This window comes from Actinomyces sp. oral taxon 849 str. F0330 (assembly GCF_000239715.1).
GTDB lineage: Bacteria > Actinomycetota > Actinomycetes > Actinomycetales > Actinomycetaceae > Actinomyces > Actinomyces johnsonii.
Map to the genome: position 1 here is coordinate 19,789 of NZ_JH470355.1, position 14,540 is coordinate 34,328.

Consider the following 14,540-nt stretch of genomic DNA (forward strand, 5'->3'; position numbering starts at 1 on the left):
AGGGCGGGGTGGGTCTGGCTGAGGTGGGCGACGACGCGGGCCTCCTCGCCGGGCGGGGTGAGGATGGCCTGTGCGGAGAGCTTGCGGCTGGCGGCACTCAGGCAGGTGGTCACGGTGGCCACATTGACGCCGCCGGCGCGCACGCCCTTGCGCAAGCGCAGGAACAGGGAGCCGCATTCATCCTCGGGCTCCAGGCCCAGGAGCAGGACCTGGCCGGCCTTCTCCAGGTGCCGGTAGGTGACGGCACCCAGGCCGGTGCCGGCCACCCGGGCGGCTAGGAAGGTGTCTTCCTCCAAGCTGTGGGAGCGCACGCGCTGGTCAATGTCGTTGGTGCCCAGGACGGTACGGGCGAAGCGGGACCAGGCCCAGGCGTCCTCCAGGGTGAGGCGGCCGCCGGGTAGGAGACCCACTCCCCCGTCGGAGGCGGCGCGGGAAAGCCCCCGTGCGGCCACGTCCAGGGCGTCGGACCAGGAGGTGGTGACGAGCTCGCCGGTCTCCTCGTCGCGCACGAGCGGCACGGTGAGGCGGTCGGGCTGCGCGGACCAGGTGAAGGCGAAGCGGTCCTTGTCGGTGATCCACTCCTCGTTGACCTCGGGGTCGTTGCCGGCCAGATGGCGCAGGACGACGCCGCGGCGCATGTCGACGCGGATGGCCGAACCGGAGGCGTCCTGCTCGGTGACGGAGTCGGTGGAGACCAGGTCCATGGGGCGGGCCCGGAAGCGGTACCTCGCGGAGGTCAGGGCGCCCACGGGGCAGATCTGAATGATGTTGCCGGAGAAGTAGGAGGCGAAGGGCCGCCCGGAGGCGTCCAGGTCCTCGCGGCCCGCGCCCAGGTCGGGGCCGTAGTCGGTGCCGTCAGAGGCGCCGGGCTCGCCGCCGGGGCCGGTCATGTCGCCCAGGGCGCTCAGGGACGGCACGCCGCGGATCGTCTGGAGGTCGGCGTCTATGGACCGCTCGGCCTGCTCGGCCGAGCCGGTGGAGAAGTCCAGGACGCGCGCGTCGAAGCGTCCGATCTGCTCGGAGTACAGGCCTCCTGTGTGCTCGGGGTTTCCGTCCATGTCGCAGGAGGGGTGGCCGCCGCCGCGTCCCTGGAGGGCGATGAAGGGGTCCCCGGGAATCTGGTCGGCGAAGCGCACGCAGCGCTGGCACAGGATGCAGCGGTCGCGGTCCAGCAGGATGTTGCTGGTCAGGCGCAGCGGCTTGGGGAAGGTGCGTTTGACATCGGTGAAGCGAGTGGCGGACTGGGCGCCGGAGGCCATGAGCTCCAGGGCCTGGTTCTGCAGGGGGCACTCGCCGCCCTTGTCGCACACGGGGCAGTCCAGCGGATGGTTGATGAGGAGGAACTCCATGGTGCCGGCCTGGGCCTTGGCGGCGACCTCGCTGGTGGCCTGGGTGGAGATCTCCATGCCCTCCATGGCAGTCATGGCGCAGGAGGGCTGGGGCTTGGGCATGGGCCGCACGACGCCGTCGCGCCCGGGCATGGCCACCTCCACCAGGCACTGGCGGCAGTTGGCCGACGGCGCGAGCAGCGGATGGTCGCAGAAGCGCGGGATGCGTACGCCGACCTGCTCGGCGGCGCGGATGAGGAGGGTGCCCTTGGGCACCTCGACGGGAAGCCCGTCGATGGTCATGCGGACCATCTCGGGAGCTGGCGGCGCAGCCGGTGCGGAGCTCTTGGCGGTCGTCTCAGCAGTCATGGCTCACCGTGCGCTTTCGAAGACGGAGGAGGCGGCGTAGGGGAAGAGCTCGCCGGCGGCGGTGGTGTAACCGGCCTCGAACTCTTCGCGGAACCGCTTAATGCCGGTCAGGACCGGGGTGGCGGAGGCGTCGCCCAGGGCGCAGAAGGAGCGCCCGGCGATGTTGGAGGCGATGGACTCGAGTTTCTCGACGTCGCCGGGCAGTCCGCGCCCGGCCTCCAGACGCAGCATGATCTGGCGCATCCAGTAGGTGCCCTCGCGGCAGGGGGTGCACTTGCCGCAGGACTCGTGCTGGTAGAACTCGGTCCAGCGGGTGACCACGCGCACCACCGAGACGGTCTCATCGAAGACCTGTAGGGCGCGGGTTCCCAGCATGGAGCCGGCCTCGGCCACGGATTCGTAGTCGAGGGGGACGTCGAGCTCGTCGGGGCCGAAGATCGGCGTCGAAGACCCTCCCGGGACCCAGAACTTCAGCTCATGGCCGGGACGGATGCCTCCGGAGAGCTCGATGAGCTCTCGCATCGTAATGCCGAAGGGGGCCTCGTACTGGCCGGGGCGGGCCACGTGCCCGGACACGGAGAAGATGCCATGGCCCTTGGACTTCTCGGTGCCCATGGAGGAGTACCACTGGGCGCCGCGGGCCAGGATCGCCGGGACCGAGGCGATGGTCTCGACATTGTTGACCACCGTGGGCCGGGCGTAGAGACCGGCGACAGCGGGGAAGGGCGGCTTGAGGCGGGGGTGGCCGCGGCGGCCCTCCAGAGAGTCCAGCAGGGCGGTCTCCTCACCGCAGATGTAGGCGCCGGCCCCCGCGTGGGCGGTGATGCGCAGGCGCTGCCGGCCGTCCAGGCCGAAGCCGGTGTCCAGCAGGCCGGACTCGGTGGCCTCGCGCACGGCGCCGAGCAGGCGGCGGTAGGCGTGGGGAACCTCGCCGCGCAGGTAGACGAAGGCGTGGTCTCCGCCGATGGCCCGCGAGGTGATGGCGATGCCCTCGATGAGCGCCTGGGGGTTGGACAGGATCGTGGGGATGTCCTTGCAGGTGCCGGGCTCGGACTCGTCGGCGTTGACCACGAGGTAGCGCGGGCCGCCGTCGACCGGGGGCAGGAAGGACCACTTCAGGCCGGTGGGGAACCCGGCGCCACCGCGTCCGCGCAGGCCGGAGTCCTTGATGAGGGTGATGAGCTCCTCGCAGCTGAGGGTCTTGGCGCGCTTGAGACCCCGATAGCCGCCGTGGTTGAGGTAGGTCCGCAGGGTCCAGGAGCGCTCCTGGTCCCATAGGTCGCTCAGGACCGGGGTGAGGGTGCCCGGCGCGGTGTAGGTGGCGGTGGCACTCACTTGGACTCCTCCTTCGGCGCGGTCCAACCCTGCTCGCGGGCAATGCTCAGGCCCCGCAGGGTCGGCTCGCCGGGGCCGCGGCCCTCATCGGAACGGCCGTCCTCGAATCCGGCGAGCAGGCGCTCGTTCTCGCGGAAGGTGGGCACGGTCTCGGGGCCGCGGGTGGGGGCCACGTCCTCGCCGCGCTCGAGGGCCTCGATCATGGCGACGGCGGAGTCAGGGGTCTGGTTGTCGAAGAACTCCCAGTTGACCATGACGACGGGGGCGTAGTCGCAGGCGGCGTTGCACTCGATGCGCTCGAGGCTGATAGTGCCGTCCTCGCTGGTCTCCTCGGCGCCCAGACCCGTGTGCTCGGTGACGGCCGACCAGATCTCGTCGCCGCCCATGACGGCGCACAGGGCGTTGGTGCACACGCCCACGTGATAAGTGCCGATCGGGTGGCGGCGGAACTGGCTGTAGAAGGTGGCCACAGCGCTGACCTCGGCGCGGTCCAGGCCCAGCCGAGCGGCACACAGGGCGATACCGGCCGGTGAGACGTATCCGTCCACGGACTGGATGAGGTGGAGCATCGGGATGAGGGCGCTGCGCTCCTTGCCCGCCGGGTAGCGGGCGATGATCCGCTCGATGTCGACTTGGAGGCCCTGGGCGACCTCGGGGCTATAGCCGGCGGCGACGGCGGCGGCCGCCACGGTGCCCGCCGGGCCCACCGCGCTGACGGTGGCGATGGTCTCCACGGCGGGGTTGATGGGCGGGGCGGCCGAGCCGGCCGGATTGAGTGCGTTCTCGGTGGTGCTCATCAGCGGTCCACGCCTCCCAGGACGGGGTCGATGGAGGCCAGGGTGGGCACGAGGTCGGCGATCATGCCGCCCTCGCCCATCAGGGCCAGCGACTGCAGATTGGAGAATGAGGGGTCGCGGAAGTGGACCCGGTAGGGGCGGGTGCCGCCGTCGGAGACGGCATGGATGCCCAGGACCCCCTTGGCGTGCTCGACGGTTTGGTAGACCTGGCCGGCCGGGACCCGGAAACCCTGAGTCACCAGCTTGAAGTGGTGGATGAGGGACTCCATGGACGAGCCCATGATCTCACGCACGTGCTCCAGGGACTGGCCCTGGCCGTCGGTGGCGATGGCCATGCGGGCGGGCCAGGCGATGGTCGGGTCGGCCACCATCGTGGTATTGGAGGGGTCGTCGCCGCGGGCGCTGATCTCGTCGAGGCGGTCCAGGCACTGGGAGACGATCTTGAGCGACTCGTAGGACTCGTCCAGCCGGAGCCGCAGCCGGTTGTAGCAGTCGGAGACCTTGTAGGTGGGCACCCGGAAGTCGTAGGTCTCGTAGCCGCAGTAGGGCTTGGTGCGCCGGATGTCCAGGGGGTAGCCGGCCGCGCGCAGGCATGGCCCGGTCAGTCCCAGGGCGAGAGCGCCGGCCAGGCTGATCTCGCCCACGCCGATGAAACGAGATTTGAGGATCGGGTTCTCCAGGAGCAGCAGCTCGAGCTCGTGGATGTCGTGCTTGATGTCGGGCATGACCGAGCGTACGAAGTCGGTGAATCCCTCGGGAATGTCCTGGGCCAGGCCCCCGGGACGGACGTAGGCGTGGTTCATGCGCAGCCCGGAGACCATCTCGAAGGCCTTGAGGATGTTCTCGCGGCAGCGGAAGGCGATGGTCATGAGCGTGGTACCGCCCATCTCGTTGCCCCCGGTGCCCACGGCCACGACGTGGGAGGCGATGCGGTTGAGCTCCATGAGCAGCACGCGGGTGACGGTGGCCTTCTCGGGGACGTCATCGGTGATGCCCAGGAGCTTCTCGACCGCCAGCGCGTAGCCGACCTCCTGGAAGAAGGGGGCCACGTAGTCCATGCGGGTCACGAAGGTCTCGCCCTGGACCCAGGTGCGGTACTCCATGTTCTTCTCGATACCGGTGTGCAGGTAGCCGGTACCGACGCGGACCTCGGTGACGACCTCGCCGTCGGCCTCCAGGACCAGGCGCAGCACGCCGTGGGTGGAGGGGTGGACCGGGCCCATGTTGAGGACGATCCGGTCATTGCGCAGGCGATCGGCCTCGTCGCGCTCGGCGATCTGGGCAACGACGTCGTCCCAGTCCCCGCCGCTGACGGTGAACTGCTCAGCGCCGGCGGACAGGTCGTCCATGGCGGGGCCGGAGGCGCGGAAGGTGCTCGTGGTGCTCATCAGCGGTAGGACCTCCGGGTGTCGGCGGGCGGGGTCTGGGCGCCCTTGTACTCGACGGGGATGCCGCCCAGCGGATAGTCCTTGCGCTGGGGGTGGCCCACCCAGTCATCGGGCATAGCGGTGCGGGTCAGGTGGGGGTGGCCATCGAAGACGATGCCCATGAGGTCCCAGGTCTCCCGCTCGTGCCAGTCATTGCCGGGGTAGACCGAGATGATGGAGGGCACGTGCGGGTCGGAGTCGGGGCAGGCGACCTGGAGCCGCAGCTGGCGTCCGCCGTGGGTCAGGCTCATGAGCTCGATGCAGGCGTGCAGCTCGCGGCCGGTCAGCTGGGGGTAGTGGACGCCGCTGACGCCCAGGCACAGCTCGAAGCGCAGGTCCTGGTCGTCGCGCAGGGGGCGCACGACGTCGAGCAGGTGCTCGCGGGCGATGAACAGGGTGAGCTCGTCGTGCTCGATGACGACCTTCTCGATGGCGGCGGCCGGGTCGACGCCGGCATCCTGGAGGTCCTCGATGAGGGCGTCGACGACGCCGTCAAACCAGCCGCCGTAGGGGCGCACGGCGGCGGGGGCGAGGGTGACGGCGCTGCGGTGCTCGCCGTAGCCGGTGGTGTCGCCGGCGTCGGAGGCGCCGAACTGGCCGGTGGAGACGGCGATGACCTCCAGGCGCAGCTCGGGGCGCACGGGGGTGCCGGCGACCTCGGGGACAGCGGGCACCGCCGAGACCTCGGGGATCTCGGGCGAGGCGTCGGAGCCGGAGCCGTTCGCCGGAGCGTTCTTCTCACTCATGCCAGCAGGCCCTTCATCTCATGGGTGGGGGTGGCGGACAGGGCGGCGGCCTCGACGGCGCGGGCGATCTCCTCGCGGTGCTTGAACAGCGGCTTCTTCTCGATCTGGCGGGTGAGCTCGAGCATGGCGCCCAGGAGCATCTCGGGGCGGGGTGGGCATCCCGGCAGGTAGATGTCCACCGGGACGATGTGGTCGCAGCCCTGGACGACAGCGTAGTTGTTGAAGATGCCGCCCGAGGAGGCACAGGCCCCCATGGAGATGACCCACTTGGGCTCGGGCATGGAGTCGTAGACGTTGCGCACGATCGGGGCCATCTTGTGGGAGACGCGACCCGAGACGATCATGACGTCGGCGTGGCGCGGGGAGGCACGGAAGACCTCCCAGCCGAAGCGGGCCATGTCGAAGCGGGGGGTGCCTGCGCCCATCATCTCGATGGCGCAGCAGGCCAGCCCCATGGTGACGGGCCATATGGAGCGGGCCTGGGCCAGGCCCGCGAGCTTCTCGACGGTGGTCAGCAGGAAGCCGGGGCTGTCCACCTCGGCGGCAGCGGCCGCGTAGGGGTCGTTGCGCTTGGAGGGGATGGACGCCATGAAGGCGTTGTGCTTTTTCATGCTCTTCACTGCTGTGTACTCCTTGAGGTCGTCAGGGCCATGTGGCGCCCGCGGGTCCTGTCGTCGGTGCCTCGCACTCGATCCGCCTGTCTCAGTCCCAGTCCAGTCCGCCGCGGCGCCACTCCAGGATGTAGGGCACGGTGATCAGGCCGATGAACAGGACGGCGGCGCCCAGCCCGAAGAACCCCAGGCGCCCGAAAGCGGTGGCCCAGGGGTAGAGGAAGACCACCTCGACGTCGAAGATGATGAAGGTCATGCCCACCAGGTAGAAGGAGACCGGGAAACGCCCGTGCTCGGTATTGGCAGGTGTGGGGTCGATACCGCACTCGTAGTTGGCGACCTTGACCCGGTTGCGCCGAGCGGGGCTGACGATGGCGCTCAGGGCCAGTCCGCCGATCGCGACCACGAGGGCCACGGCGGCCATGATGAGCAGGGAGGCGTAGGGGTTCATGCTTCCGGCACCATCCTTGTCAGGAGCTGGATGAAGTGGTCGATTCCGTCGCCGCCGCGCCGCTCCCACCCGTCGGACAGGAGCTTAGTGACGAGCTTCATGAGGCGCTTGCGCGGCAGCCCGTAGCGGGTGCACAGACGCATGACCTCGGGGTGCTCGATGAGGGCGACGAAGACGCGCCCGAGCGTGTAGTAGCCGCCCATCTCGGCCCTGAGAGCCTTGGGGTACTGGGCCAGGACCTGCTCGCGGCCCGACGTCGTGGAACGGGCGGCGGCCTGCGCGGCGGCCTGGGCGGCCAGGCGGCCGGACAGAAGGGCCTGGGCGATGCCCTCGCCGTTGAAGGGCGAGACCATGCCGCCTGCGTCACCGAGCAGCATGAGGCCGTCGGCGTAATGGGGCTTGCGGTTGAAGGCCATGGGCAGGGCGGCACTGACCAAGCCGCCGACCTGGTTCTCCTTGGTGAAGCCCCAGGAGGCCGGGACGTTGTCCATCCAGCGGTTGAACACGGCGCGATAGTCGATGGCGGTGGCCGAGGCTCGCGAGGAGACCGAGCCGAGACCGACGTTGACCAGCCCTTCCCCCACCGACCAGATCCACCCGTAGCCGGGCAGGAGGTCGGAGTTGCCGGGCTTGCCGTCCCACAGCTCGAGGCGCGACTCCATCCAGGCGTCCTTGGCGCGCGGGGAGCGGAAGTAGGCGCGCACGGCCACGCCCATGGGGCGGCGCTCGTTCTTCGTGCGCCCGACGGCGGTAGCCAGACGGGCCGAGACCCCTCCGGCGTCGACGACCAGCGGGGCGGTGAAGGTGGTGGGGCCCTCGATGCCGGGGTAGGCGACCCGGTTGGTGGGGCGGGCCTCGACGCCGGTGACGCGGCCGGTGGGCGAGGTAACGGGGCCGGTGACGGTCACGCCGGTCAGCAGCCGGGCGCCGGCCGCCGCGGCGTGCTCCGCCAGGTCCCGATCGAGCAGGGCGCGCGGGCGGGCCATCCCGTAGGAGGGGAAGGAGGCCTGCTCGGGCCAGGGGAAGTGGAGCAGGTGGCCGCCGCCGATGACGCGCAGGCCGCGGTTGCGCTGCCAGCCGGAGGTATCCACACCCATGGAGACGAGCTCGCGCACAGCCGAGGGGGTCAGGCCGTCGCCGCAGACCTTGTCACGGCCGAGCTCCTGCTTCTCCAGGAGAATGACGTCGAGACCGAGGGTGGCCATGTGGAAGGCCGCCGAGGAGCCCGCCGGGCCGGCGCCGACGACGATGACGTCGGCTGTGGCGGAGGCGCTGGACTGGGCGGCTGCCTGAGTCACTCGGGCTCCCCTCCTCGGTGCATCTGGTACGGCAGGTGTTGTCGTAGGCATCACAGTTGGCACGGTAATGCAGGCCCCGCGCTCGTCGGAGCCTGTGCCGACTGTACTCAGGGGGCGGGCACCTCTTGGACGAGGCTACCGGTTGAGACGGCAACCAGGGGTTTTCGTTGCTGTGACGGCATTACTGGAGCGGAGTTACGCGGATACCGGCGGCTGCGCGATTCCAGAATTACGCTGCAAGTGAGTGACGAATTTCAACGTCGTTGGACGGGACCTGGGTCCTAGGCCGTCAATAGGGGTTCCCGAAACCTCGCCCGCCGTACTGTCAGCGCGGTGCCGCGGCCGGGATTTGCGATGATGCTCCCCATGAGCCGATCGCCTCTTCGAGCCACCCTCGCCAAGGACCCACGAGAGGTCGCAGGGATGTTCGACGCCGTCGCGCGCCGCTACGACCTGTCCAATGACGTGATGAGCCTGTTCCAGGTGCACATGTGGCGGTCGGTAACACGCGCGGCCGTGGCCGCGGGACCGGGGATGCGGATCCTGGATCTGGCCGCGGGGACCGGCACCTCCTCGATGGAGTACGCCGCCGACGGCGCCGAGGTCGTGGCCTGCGACTTCTCCACCGGCATGGTCGCCGAGGGCAAGCGCCGCCACCCCAAGATCGCCTTCGTGGCCGGGGACGCCACGGCTCTTCCCTTCGCCGACGAGACCTTCGACGTCGTCACTATCTCCTACGGGCTGCGCAACGTCCAGGACACGGCGCGGGCACTGGCAGAGATGCACCGCGTGACAGTCCCGGGCGGGCGAATCGTCATCGCGGAGTTCTCCACCCCGGTCTCGCCCCTGTTCCGTCGCCTCTACCGCTTCTATCTGGGCAGTGCCCTGCCGGCAGTGGCGCGCCTGGTCTCATCGAACACGCAGGCTTACGACTATCTAGGCGAGTCGATCCTGGCCTGGCCGGACCAGAGGGAGCTGGCCGGCATCATGCACGAGGCCGGCTGGCGGGGCGTGGGCTACAAGAACCTCTCCGGCGGGATCGTCGCCGTCCACCGGGCCACGCGTACCGCGCGCCCCGCGGTCGAGCGCTGAGAGGCGAGCCGAGTCGTGAGGGCCGATCACTGCCTGGCCGCACCGCCGCGTCTGTCCTTCCGCACTCACGAGCTGCCCGAGGGCTCGTTGGAGGGGGTCGCGCTCATTGACCTGCTGGCGGGCCGCGAGGAGGTCGTCTCGTGGGTCCACGAGGGACGCGGGCTCATCGGTCTGAGGCGCGCCCTGACGATCGAGGCCCACGGCGACGAGCGCATCGAGGCGCTGCGGGCGGCATGGCGGGCCGTTATCGGCGCGGCCTGGTGGCGCGACGCGCTGGTGCGCCCCGGAACCGGACCGGTAGCCCTGGGCACGATCACCTTCTCCCCCGCCTCCGAGCAGTCCTCGGTGCTGCTGGTCCCCGAGGTCCTCATCGGGCTCGACGACGACGGGGCCTGGTTGACCACCGCGGTTTCCTCGGCCATGGGCGGGGTAGAGCCGGAACACCCGGACCCCGAGGCGCTGATCAAGGCGCTCGTCACCGAGGCCCGGACAGCGATCGGCCGGGAGCATGAGGACAGGGACGCGGGCGCCACCGCCGTCGAGACCGGGGCGCTCAGTGAGAAGCAGTGGTGCCGGACGGTGGCCCGCACGCAGGAGCGGATGCGCTCGGGGCAGGCCCGCAAAGTGGTCCTGGCACGCGATGTCCTGGCTCGCCCGACGGCGCCGCTGGCCACCGGCACGGTGCTGCGACGGTTGGCCTCCGACTACCCGTCCACTTGGACCTTCGCCGTCGACCAGATGGTGGGGGCCAGCCCCGAGCTGTTGCTGCGCCTGCGCGATCGGCGCCTTACCAGCCGGGTCCTGGCCGGCACGGCCCGCCGACGCGCCGGTGAGGATGCGCCGGCCACGGCCCGCCTGGCGGCCTGGCTGGAGGGCTCGGAGAAGAACAACCGGGAGCACGAACTGGCCAGGGCTTCGGCTATCACGGCGCTGGAGCCGTTGTGCTCGGTGGTCAATGCCCCGGCGCGCTTCGTCCTGAGCTTGCCGAATGTGCTGCACCTGGCCAGCGACGTGACCGGAGTCGTTGCCGGGGACACCGGCGCCCTGGCACTCGTGGACGCCCTGCACCCGACGGCGGCCGTGTGCGGGACGCCGACCCCGGCGGCTGCGCATCTCATCGAGGAGGCCGAGTCCATGGACCGGGGTCGTTACGCCGGCCCCGTGGGCTGGGTGGACTGGCACGGCGAGGGCGAGTGGTGCATTGCACTGCGCAGCGCCCAGCTGCCGGCCGGCGGACCCGGCCCGCACTCCCCCGCGCGGGTCTTCGGGGGCGGCGGCATCATGCCGGACTCCGAGCCGGCCGACGAGTTGGCGGAGACAACCGCCAAGATGCGTCCGGTGCTGGGCGCGCTGGGCGTGAGTCCCTGATCCGGGCTCTCCTTAGGAATCCTTGCGCTCGGCCAGGGTCACTTCGATGTCCTTCTTCTTGGAATCGCGGATGACGGTGAGCTTGACCTTGTCGTTGGCGGAATACTGGCGCACATAGCCGGTCAGTGCCGAGCCCTGGGAGGTGGTCTTGCCGTCGATAGCGATGACGACATCGTCCTTCTTCAAGCCGGCATTGTCGGCGGGCGAGTCACCCTCCACCGAGGCGATCTTGGCGCCGGCGCGCTTGGCGCCGTCGGACTCGGCGGCCCCGGTCTCCAGAGTGACCCCCAGGTAGGCGTGGGTAGCCGATCCCGACTCGATGAGCTGCTTGGCGACCTTCTCTGCCAGCTTGACGGGAATGGCGAACCCGATGCCGATACTGCCCGAGCCTCCTTCACCGGAGCTGGAGCGCCCCATCGTGGCGATCGAGCTGGTGATGCCGATGACCCGTCCCTTCTCATCGAACAGGGGGCCACCGGAGTTTCCGGGGTTGATGGCGGCATCGATCTGGATGGCGTTGGTGTAGACCGCCGAGGACGACGAGCCGCTGCCCGAGCCTCCCTCCCCCTCTTCTCCCTGGGCATTGACGACGGGGCGGTCCAGGGCCGAGATGATGCCGGTGGTGACGGTGGAGGACAGTCCCAGCGGGTTGCCGATGGCCATGACGTCCTGGCCCGTGGTCAGCTTGTCGGAGTCGCCGAGCTGGGCGACGGTGAGGTTGTCGGGGGCGTCCTTGAGCTGGATGACCGCCAGATCCGTAGCGGGGTCTGTGCCGGTGGTATCGGCGTCGTAGACGCGGCCGTCGGCCAGAGTCACCTGGATCTGCGCGGCTCCCGCCACCACGTGGTTGTTGGTGATGATGTGCCCATCCTTGTCGTAGATGACCCCGGAGCCCAGGGCGGTCCCCCTGTCCGTTGCGATGGCGATGGACACAACCGCATTGGACACCGCGGCCGATACGGCCTCCCAGTCGGGGGCCTGGCCGGAGCTGTTGACAGTCTTGGTCGTGTCGCCGGTGGCGATCGCGGTGGGAGCGGCCGAGGAGCGCGATGACAGCGTCCCATCGCGGGCGTCCAGATACTTGACCGCTCCGACGGCGCCGCCGGCTCCCAGCAGTGAGGCGACCACGACGGAGGCGACCAGGGCGACCCAGCCCGGCCCCCGGCGTCGCTTCTTCCCGCTCCCACCGCCAGAGGCGTTCGAGGCGGCGTAGAAGGACTCCCCCGCGGCGCCGACGGGCGCGTAGCTGCTGGGACCGGCCTGCGAGCCTCCGACGGGCCCGCCACCGCCGTGGTCCTCGGTCCGGGGGAAGTCGTAGCCGCCGGACGTCGTCGGAACGCTCGTATAGGGCGAGCCGAGGTGCGCCTGGTAGGGCTGCTGGGCAGCAGAGGACTGGCTGTACGAAGTGGCGGGCTGTCCCTGGGAGATGGCGGGGTACTGGTCCGGCTGGCCCTGCTGGTAGGACTGTTGGTAGGGCTGCTGCTGGGACTGGTACTGCCCCTGTGCCGGCTGGTACTGCCCCTGCTGTTCCTCGTAGGACGGGGAGGAGCCCTGCGCGGACTGCGCGTAGAGCGAGGTGGGCTGGTCCGCGGGCATCTGCGAAGTGGGCTGGTCAGCGGGCAACGGCCGGGTGTACTCCGCATTCTCCGCGTCTGCGGCCTGGGCGGTCCCGGGCAGGACGGGTTCGGACTGGGAGGCGTCTGCTCCGTAGGCCTGCGAAAGGTCCTCGTAACCGGCCCGGCTCGGGGACTCGCTCAGGGGCTCGCTCGGAGGTTCACTGCCTGAGGCCGCCGCGCCCGGCGTCCCCTGGCTGGCAGCGGACTGGGAGCCGACACCGGGGTAACTGCCGTCTGCCGCCCGGCTGGGCTCAGTGGGCCGGTAGGTCTCCGGGTTCGTCTCGTCGTAGCCGCTCATATGTGTTCCTCCTCGGGCCTTGCGCCCTGTCCAGGTCAGCAGGTAGCCAATATCAGGGCTCTGTGCCGTTTCCGACTATTGCCTGAGGCTCTGCTGTGGATCGTATAACCGTTGTGTCGCAGCGCGCTGACAGGGAGGCTGGTTGGTCCGGGCCGGGGCCTCTCCTCCGAGTCTCATCTCGTGCGGTGCCGTCTATCTCTATCGTCGTTCATGTTGTCCGGGCGTTAGGCATGTGCCCCTCAACCGTCCAGATGACGACGCTGAGGCCGCCGACCGGTTCGGCCAGGAGTGTCTGGAGGGCCGGGACGTCTTCGGGGATGCGGACGCGAGCCCCTAGGGCGGCGGCCAGTTCGGAAATATTCGCACACTGTGGGGTGGTGAAGAGCCTTTCGAACCGATGAGATTCTGCGGTGTGGGCATACTCAAGGCGGGAGAAGATCGCTCCTCCGCCATCGTCGACGACGATAACCTGAAGGTCCGCCTCCTCCTCACGGAGTCCTCTCCCCATTGACATGGCGTCGTGGAGGAAGGCGAGGTCTCCCATAATGGCGCGCACCGGCTCGCCCGATGCCATCCACAACCCGATTCCAGTGGCGATAGTGCCGTCGATTCCCGCCAGACCACGGTTCGCCACGACCTGCGGGGCAGCACTGCCGGGGCGGGCGAGGCGGTCGAGGCGGCGCACCGTCATGGAGGAGCCGACCAGCAGAGTGGGGGCTCCGGGCAGGAGGCTCGCCTCCCACACGGCCTTCACCGCGGCATCGGCTGCAGCATCAGTGCTTCCGGGACGATCCGGTTCGGGCAGCTCCTCCACAGCCCGGCGCCAGGAGTCGGCCCAGACGGCATCGGCCCGCCCCAGCCCGAGGGTGGTAGCCAGACGGACCGCCCGGGAGGAGGCCTGGCCGGCTGACGAGGGGCCGGGGACATCGACGGGGATGACGCGGTGGGCCCTTCCGGAGACGTCGGTCCACCGGGCGCGCTCGCTCAGAACGGTGGTCTCCAGGTCGCCGCTCCCTAGAAGGGCGGTGACGGATCGGCTGAGGCTGGGGTGGCCGACGACGATGAGGTGGTCGGCGCGCCCGGCGAGCTCACGGCCCGGTCCGGTGGCCAGGAGCTCGGCGTAGCGGGGCAGGGCCTGGGGGCCGCTGCGGGCATGCGAGGTGGGCTCCGCCAGGAGCGGCCAATGGAGGTGCTCGGCAAGGCACCTGGCCAGCGCGCCGACGGCGGGTGGCGGTGTCGCCCGCGACGACGATCCCGCGGCTCTCCCCCTCGGGGGGTTGACGACCGTCATGTTCGACGCTTTCGGCCCCGAGGGCCGGCACCGGTCCGCCTGCCCCTGCCGCGCGAACCTCCGGCGCCCCGAGCGCCGGTGGAGTGGTCGGCGCCGCCCCCTCCACCGCCAGGGGAGGGCGGAAGCGGGCATTGATCTGAGCCGGCCCCGGATCTCGGCTCAGGGTCCCCGTGGCTGCGGCGACGGCGCGGCGCACCTGCCCGGCGATGGCGGCTCGGGCAGCAGCACTGCCGAGGTCGGCGGACAGGTCGGCGGGTAGATCGATGGCCAGGCGCAGGGCCGGTGAGAGGAGGGCAGTCTGCTCGGTGGTCTGGCTGGCCCCGGTGCCCACCAATTCGTGGGGCCGGTCGGCGCTGATGACGAGCAGGGGGATCCCGGCGGCGTCGGCCTCGCTGACGGCGGGGTGGAGGTTGGAGACGGCCGTCCCCGAGGTGGTCACCACGGCGGCGCACCGGCTGGCACCGGTCAGAGCGTGGGCGCGGGCGGCGCCCAGCGCGATGAAGCCCGCGCTGC

General features: G+C 70.2%; 13 protein-coding genes. 2 read left to right on the forward strand and 11 right to left on the reverse strand.

The genetic code is table 11. The features are described from left to right. The 8 genes from HMPREF0975_RS10355 to HMPREF0975_RS10390 form a co-directional block, all read right to left on the reverse strand. Positions 1 to 1,697: 2Fe-2S iron-sulfur cluster-binding protein (locus HMPREF0975_RS10355; RefSeq protein ID WP_009234120.1), on the reverse strand; the 1,697-nt coding region annotated here is incomplete at its 3' end. Between the two features lie 3 nt (positions 1,698 to 1,700). Next, positions 1,701 to 3,032 carry an NADH-quinone oxidoreductase subunit NuoF gene (gene nuoF, locus HMPREF0975_RS10360; protein WP_009234121.1) on the reverse strand — a complete coding sequence of 444 codons (1,332 nt, stop codon included), beginning with the start codon at positions 3,030 to 3,032 and terminating at the stop codon, positions 1,701 to 1,703. Further along, on the reverse strand, positions 3,029 to 3,829 hold the full coding sequence (nuoE, locus tag HMPREF0975_RS10365; protein WP_009234122.1) for an NADH-quinone oxidoreductase subunit NuoE: 801 nt from the start codon (positions 3,827 to 3,829) through the stop codon (positions 3,029 to 3,031). The genes nuoF and nuoE overlap by 4 nt, the downstream gene beginning before the upstream one ends. Continuing rightward, a complete protein-coding gene (locus tag HMPREF0975_RS10370; protein ID WP_009234123.1) occupies positions 3,829 to 5,217 on the reverse strand; it encodes an NADH-quinone oxidoreductase subunit D in 1,389 nt (462 codons plus the stop codon). Before HMPREF0975_RS10370 ends, nuoE begins: the two co-directional genes overlap by 1 nt. Then, positions 5,217 to 6,002, reverse strand: coding sequence for an NADH-quinone oxidoreductase subunit C (locus tag HMPREF0975_RS10375; protein WP_009234124.1), 786 nt, complete (start codon positions 6,000 to 6,002; stop codon positions 5,217 to 5,219). Before HMPREF0975_RS10375 ends, HMPREF0975_RS10370 begins: the two co-directional genes overlap by 1 nt. Beyond that, positions 5,999 to 6,613: an NADH-quinone oxidoreductase subunit B gene (locus HMPREF0975_RS10380; protein WP_198009178.1), complete on the reverse strand. Its 615-nt coding sequence runs from the start codon at positions 6,611 to 6,613 to the stop codon at positions 5,999 to 6,001. Before HMPREF0975_RS10380 ends, HMPREF0975_RS10375 begins: the two co-directional genes overlap by 4 nt. A gap of 91 nt (positions 6,614 to 6,704) precedes the next feature. After that, the gene (gene ndhC, locus HMPREF0975_RS10385; RefSeq protein WP_009234126.1) at positions 6,705 to 7,064 is read right to left on the reverse strand and encodes an NADH-quinone oxidoreductase subunit A; all 360 of its coding nucleotides are present in this window, start codon (positions 7,062 to 7,064) and stop codon (positions 6,705 to 6,707) included. Next, a complete protein-coding gene (locus HMPREF0975_RS10390) occupies positions 7,061 to 8,362 on the reverse strand; it encodes a geranylgeranyl reductase family protein (RefSeq protein ID WP_009234127.1) in 1,302 nt (433 codons plus the stop codon). The genes ndhC and HMPREF0975_RS10390 overlap by 4 nt, the downstream gene beginning before the upstream one ends. Before the next feature lie 366 nt (positions 8,363 to 8,728). Here HMPREF0975_RS10390 and HMPREF0975_RS10395 point away from each other — a divergent pair, with 366 nt between their 5' ends. Together HMPREF0975_RS10395 and HMPREF0975_RS10400 are read left to right on the forward strand one after the other, a co-directional pair. Next, complete coding sequence (locus tag HMPREF0975_RS10395; protein WP_083840778.1) at positions 8,729 to 9,454, forward strand: demethylmenaquinone methyltransferase; 726 nt, start codon at positions 8,729 to 8,731, stop codon at positions 9,452 to 9,454. A 15-nt stretch (positions 9,455 to 9,469) separates the two neighbouring features. Then, positions 9,470 to 10,822 (forward strand): isochorismate synthase, encoded by a 1,353-nt coding sequence (locus HMPREF0975_RS10400; protein ID WP_009234129.1) that lies wholly within the window; start codon positions 9,470 to 9,472, stop codon positions 10,820 to 10,822. Between the two features lie 12 nt (positions 10,823 to 10,834). On the opposite strand, the gene HMPREF0975_RS10405 is transcribed toward HMPREF0975_RS10400, so the two are convergent. From HMPREF0975_RS10405 to HMPREF0975_RS16775, 3 genes are all read right to left on the reverse strand, one after another. Further along, on the reverse strand, positions 10,835 to 12,736 hold the full coding sequence (locus HMPREF0975_RS10405) for a S1C family serine protease (protein ID WP_009234130.1): 1,902 nt from the start codon (positions 12,734 to 12,736) through the stop codon (positions 10,835 to 10,837). A gap of 208 nt (positions 12,737 to 12,944) precedes the next feature. Further along, positions 12,945 to 13,910, reverse strand: a complete 966-nt coding sequence (locus tag HMPREF0975_RS16770) for a thiamine pyrophosphate-dependent enzyme (RefSeq protein ID WP_232212514.1) — start codon at positions 13,908 to 13,910, stop codon at positions 12,945 to 12,947. Next, positions 13,825 to 14,540: thiamine pyrophosphate-binding protein (locus HMPREF0975_RS16775; RefSeq protein ID WP_269528423.1), on the reverse strand; the 716-nt coding region annotated here is incomplete at its 5' end. The genes HMPREF0975_RS16770 and HMPREF0975_RS16775, both read right to left, overlap by 86 nt.

What these genes read in the sequence shown, in the direction of transcription:
- nuoE (WP_009234122.1), bottom strand. Translation starts at nt 3,829, where the DNA reads ATGAGCACCACCGAGAACGCACTCAATCCGGCCGGCTCGGCCGCCCCG.
- HMPREF0975_RS10370 (WP_009234123.1), bottom strand. Translation starts at nt 5,217, where the DNA reads ATGAGCACCACGAGCACCTTCCGCGCCTCCGGCCCCGCCATGGACGAC.
- HMPREF0975_RS10375 (WP_009234124.1), bottom strand. Translation starts at nt 6,002, where the DNA reads ATGAGTGAGAAGAACGCTCCGGCGAACGGCTCCGGCTCCGACGCCTCG.
- HMPREF0975_RS10380 (WP_198009178.1), bottom strand. Translation starts at nt 6,613, where the DNA reads ATGAAAAAGCACAACGCCTTCATGGCGTCCATCCCCTCCAAGCGCAAC.
- ndhC (WP_009234126.1), bottom strand. Translation starts at nt 7,064, where the DNA reads ATGAACCCCTACGCCTCCCTGCTCATCATGGCCGCCGTGGCCCTCGTG.
- HMPREF0975_RS10395 (WP_083840778.1), top strand. Translation starts at nt 8,729, where the DNA reads ATGAGCCGATCGCCTCTTCGAGCCACCCTCGCCAAGGACCCACGAGAG.
- HMPREF0975_RS10405 (WP_009234130.1), bottom strand. Translation starts at nt 12,736, where the DNA reads ATGAGCGGCTACGACGAGACGAACCCGGAGACCTACCGGCCCACTGAG.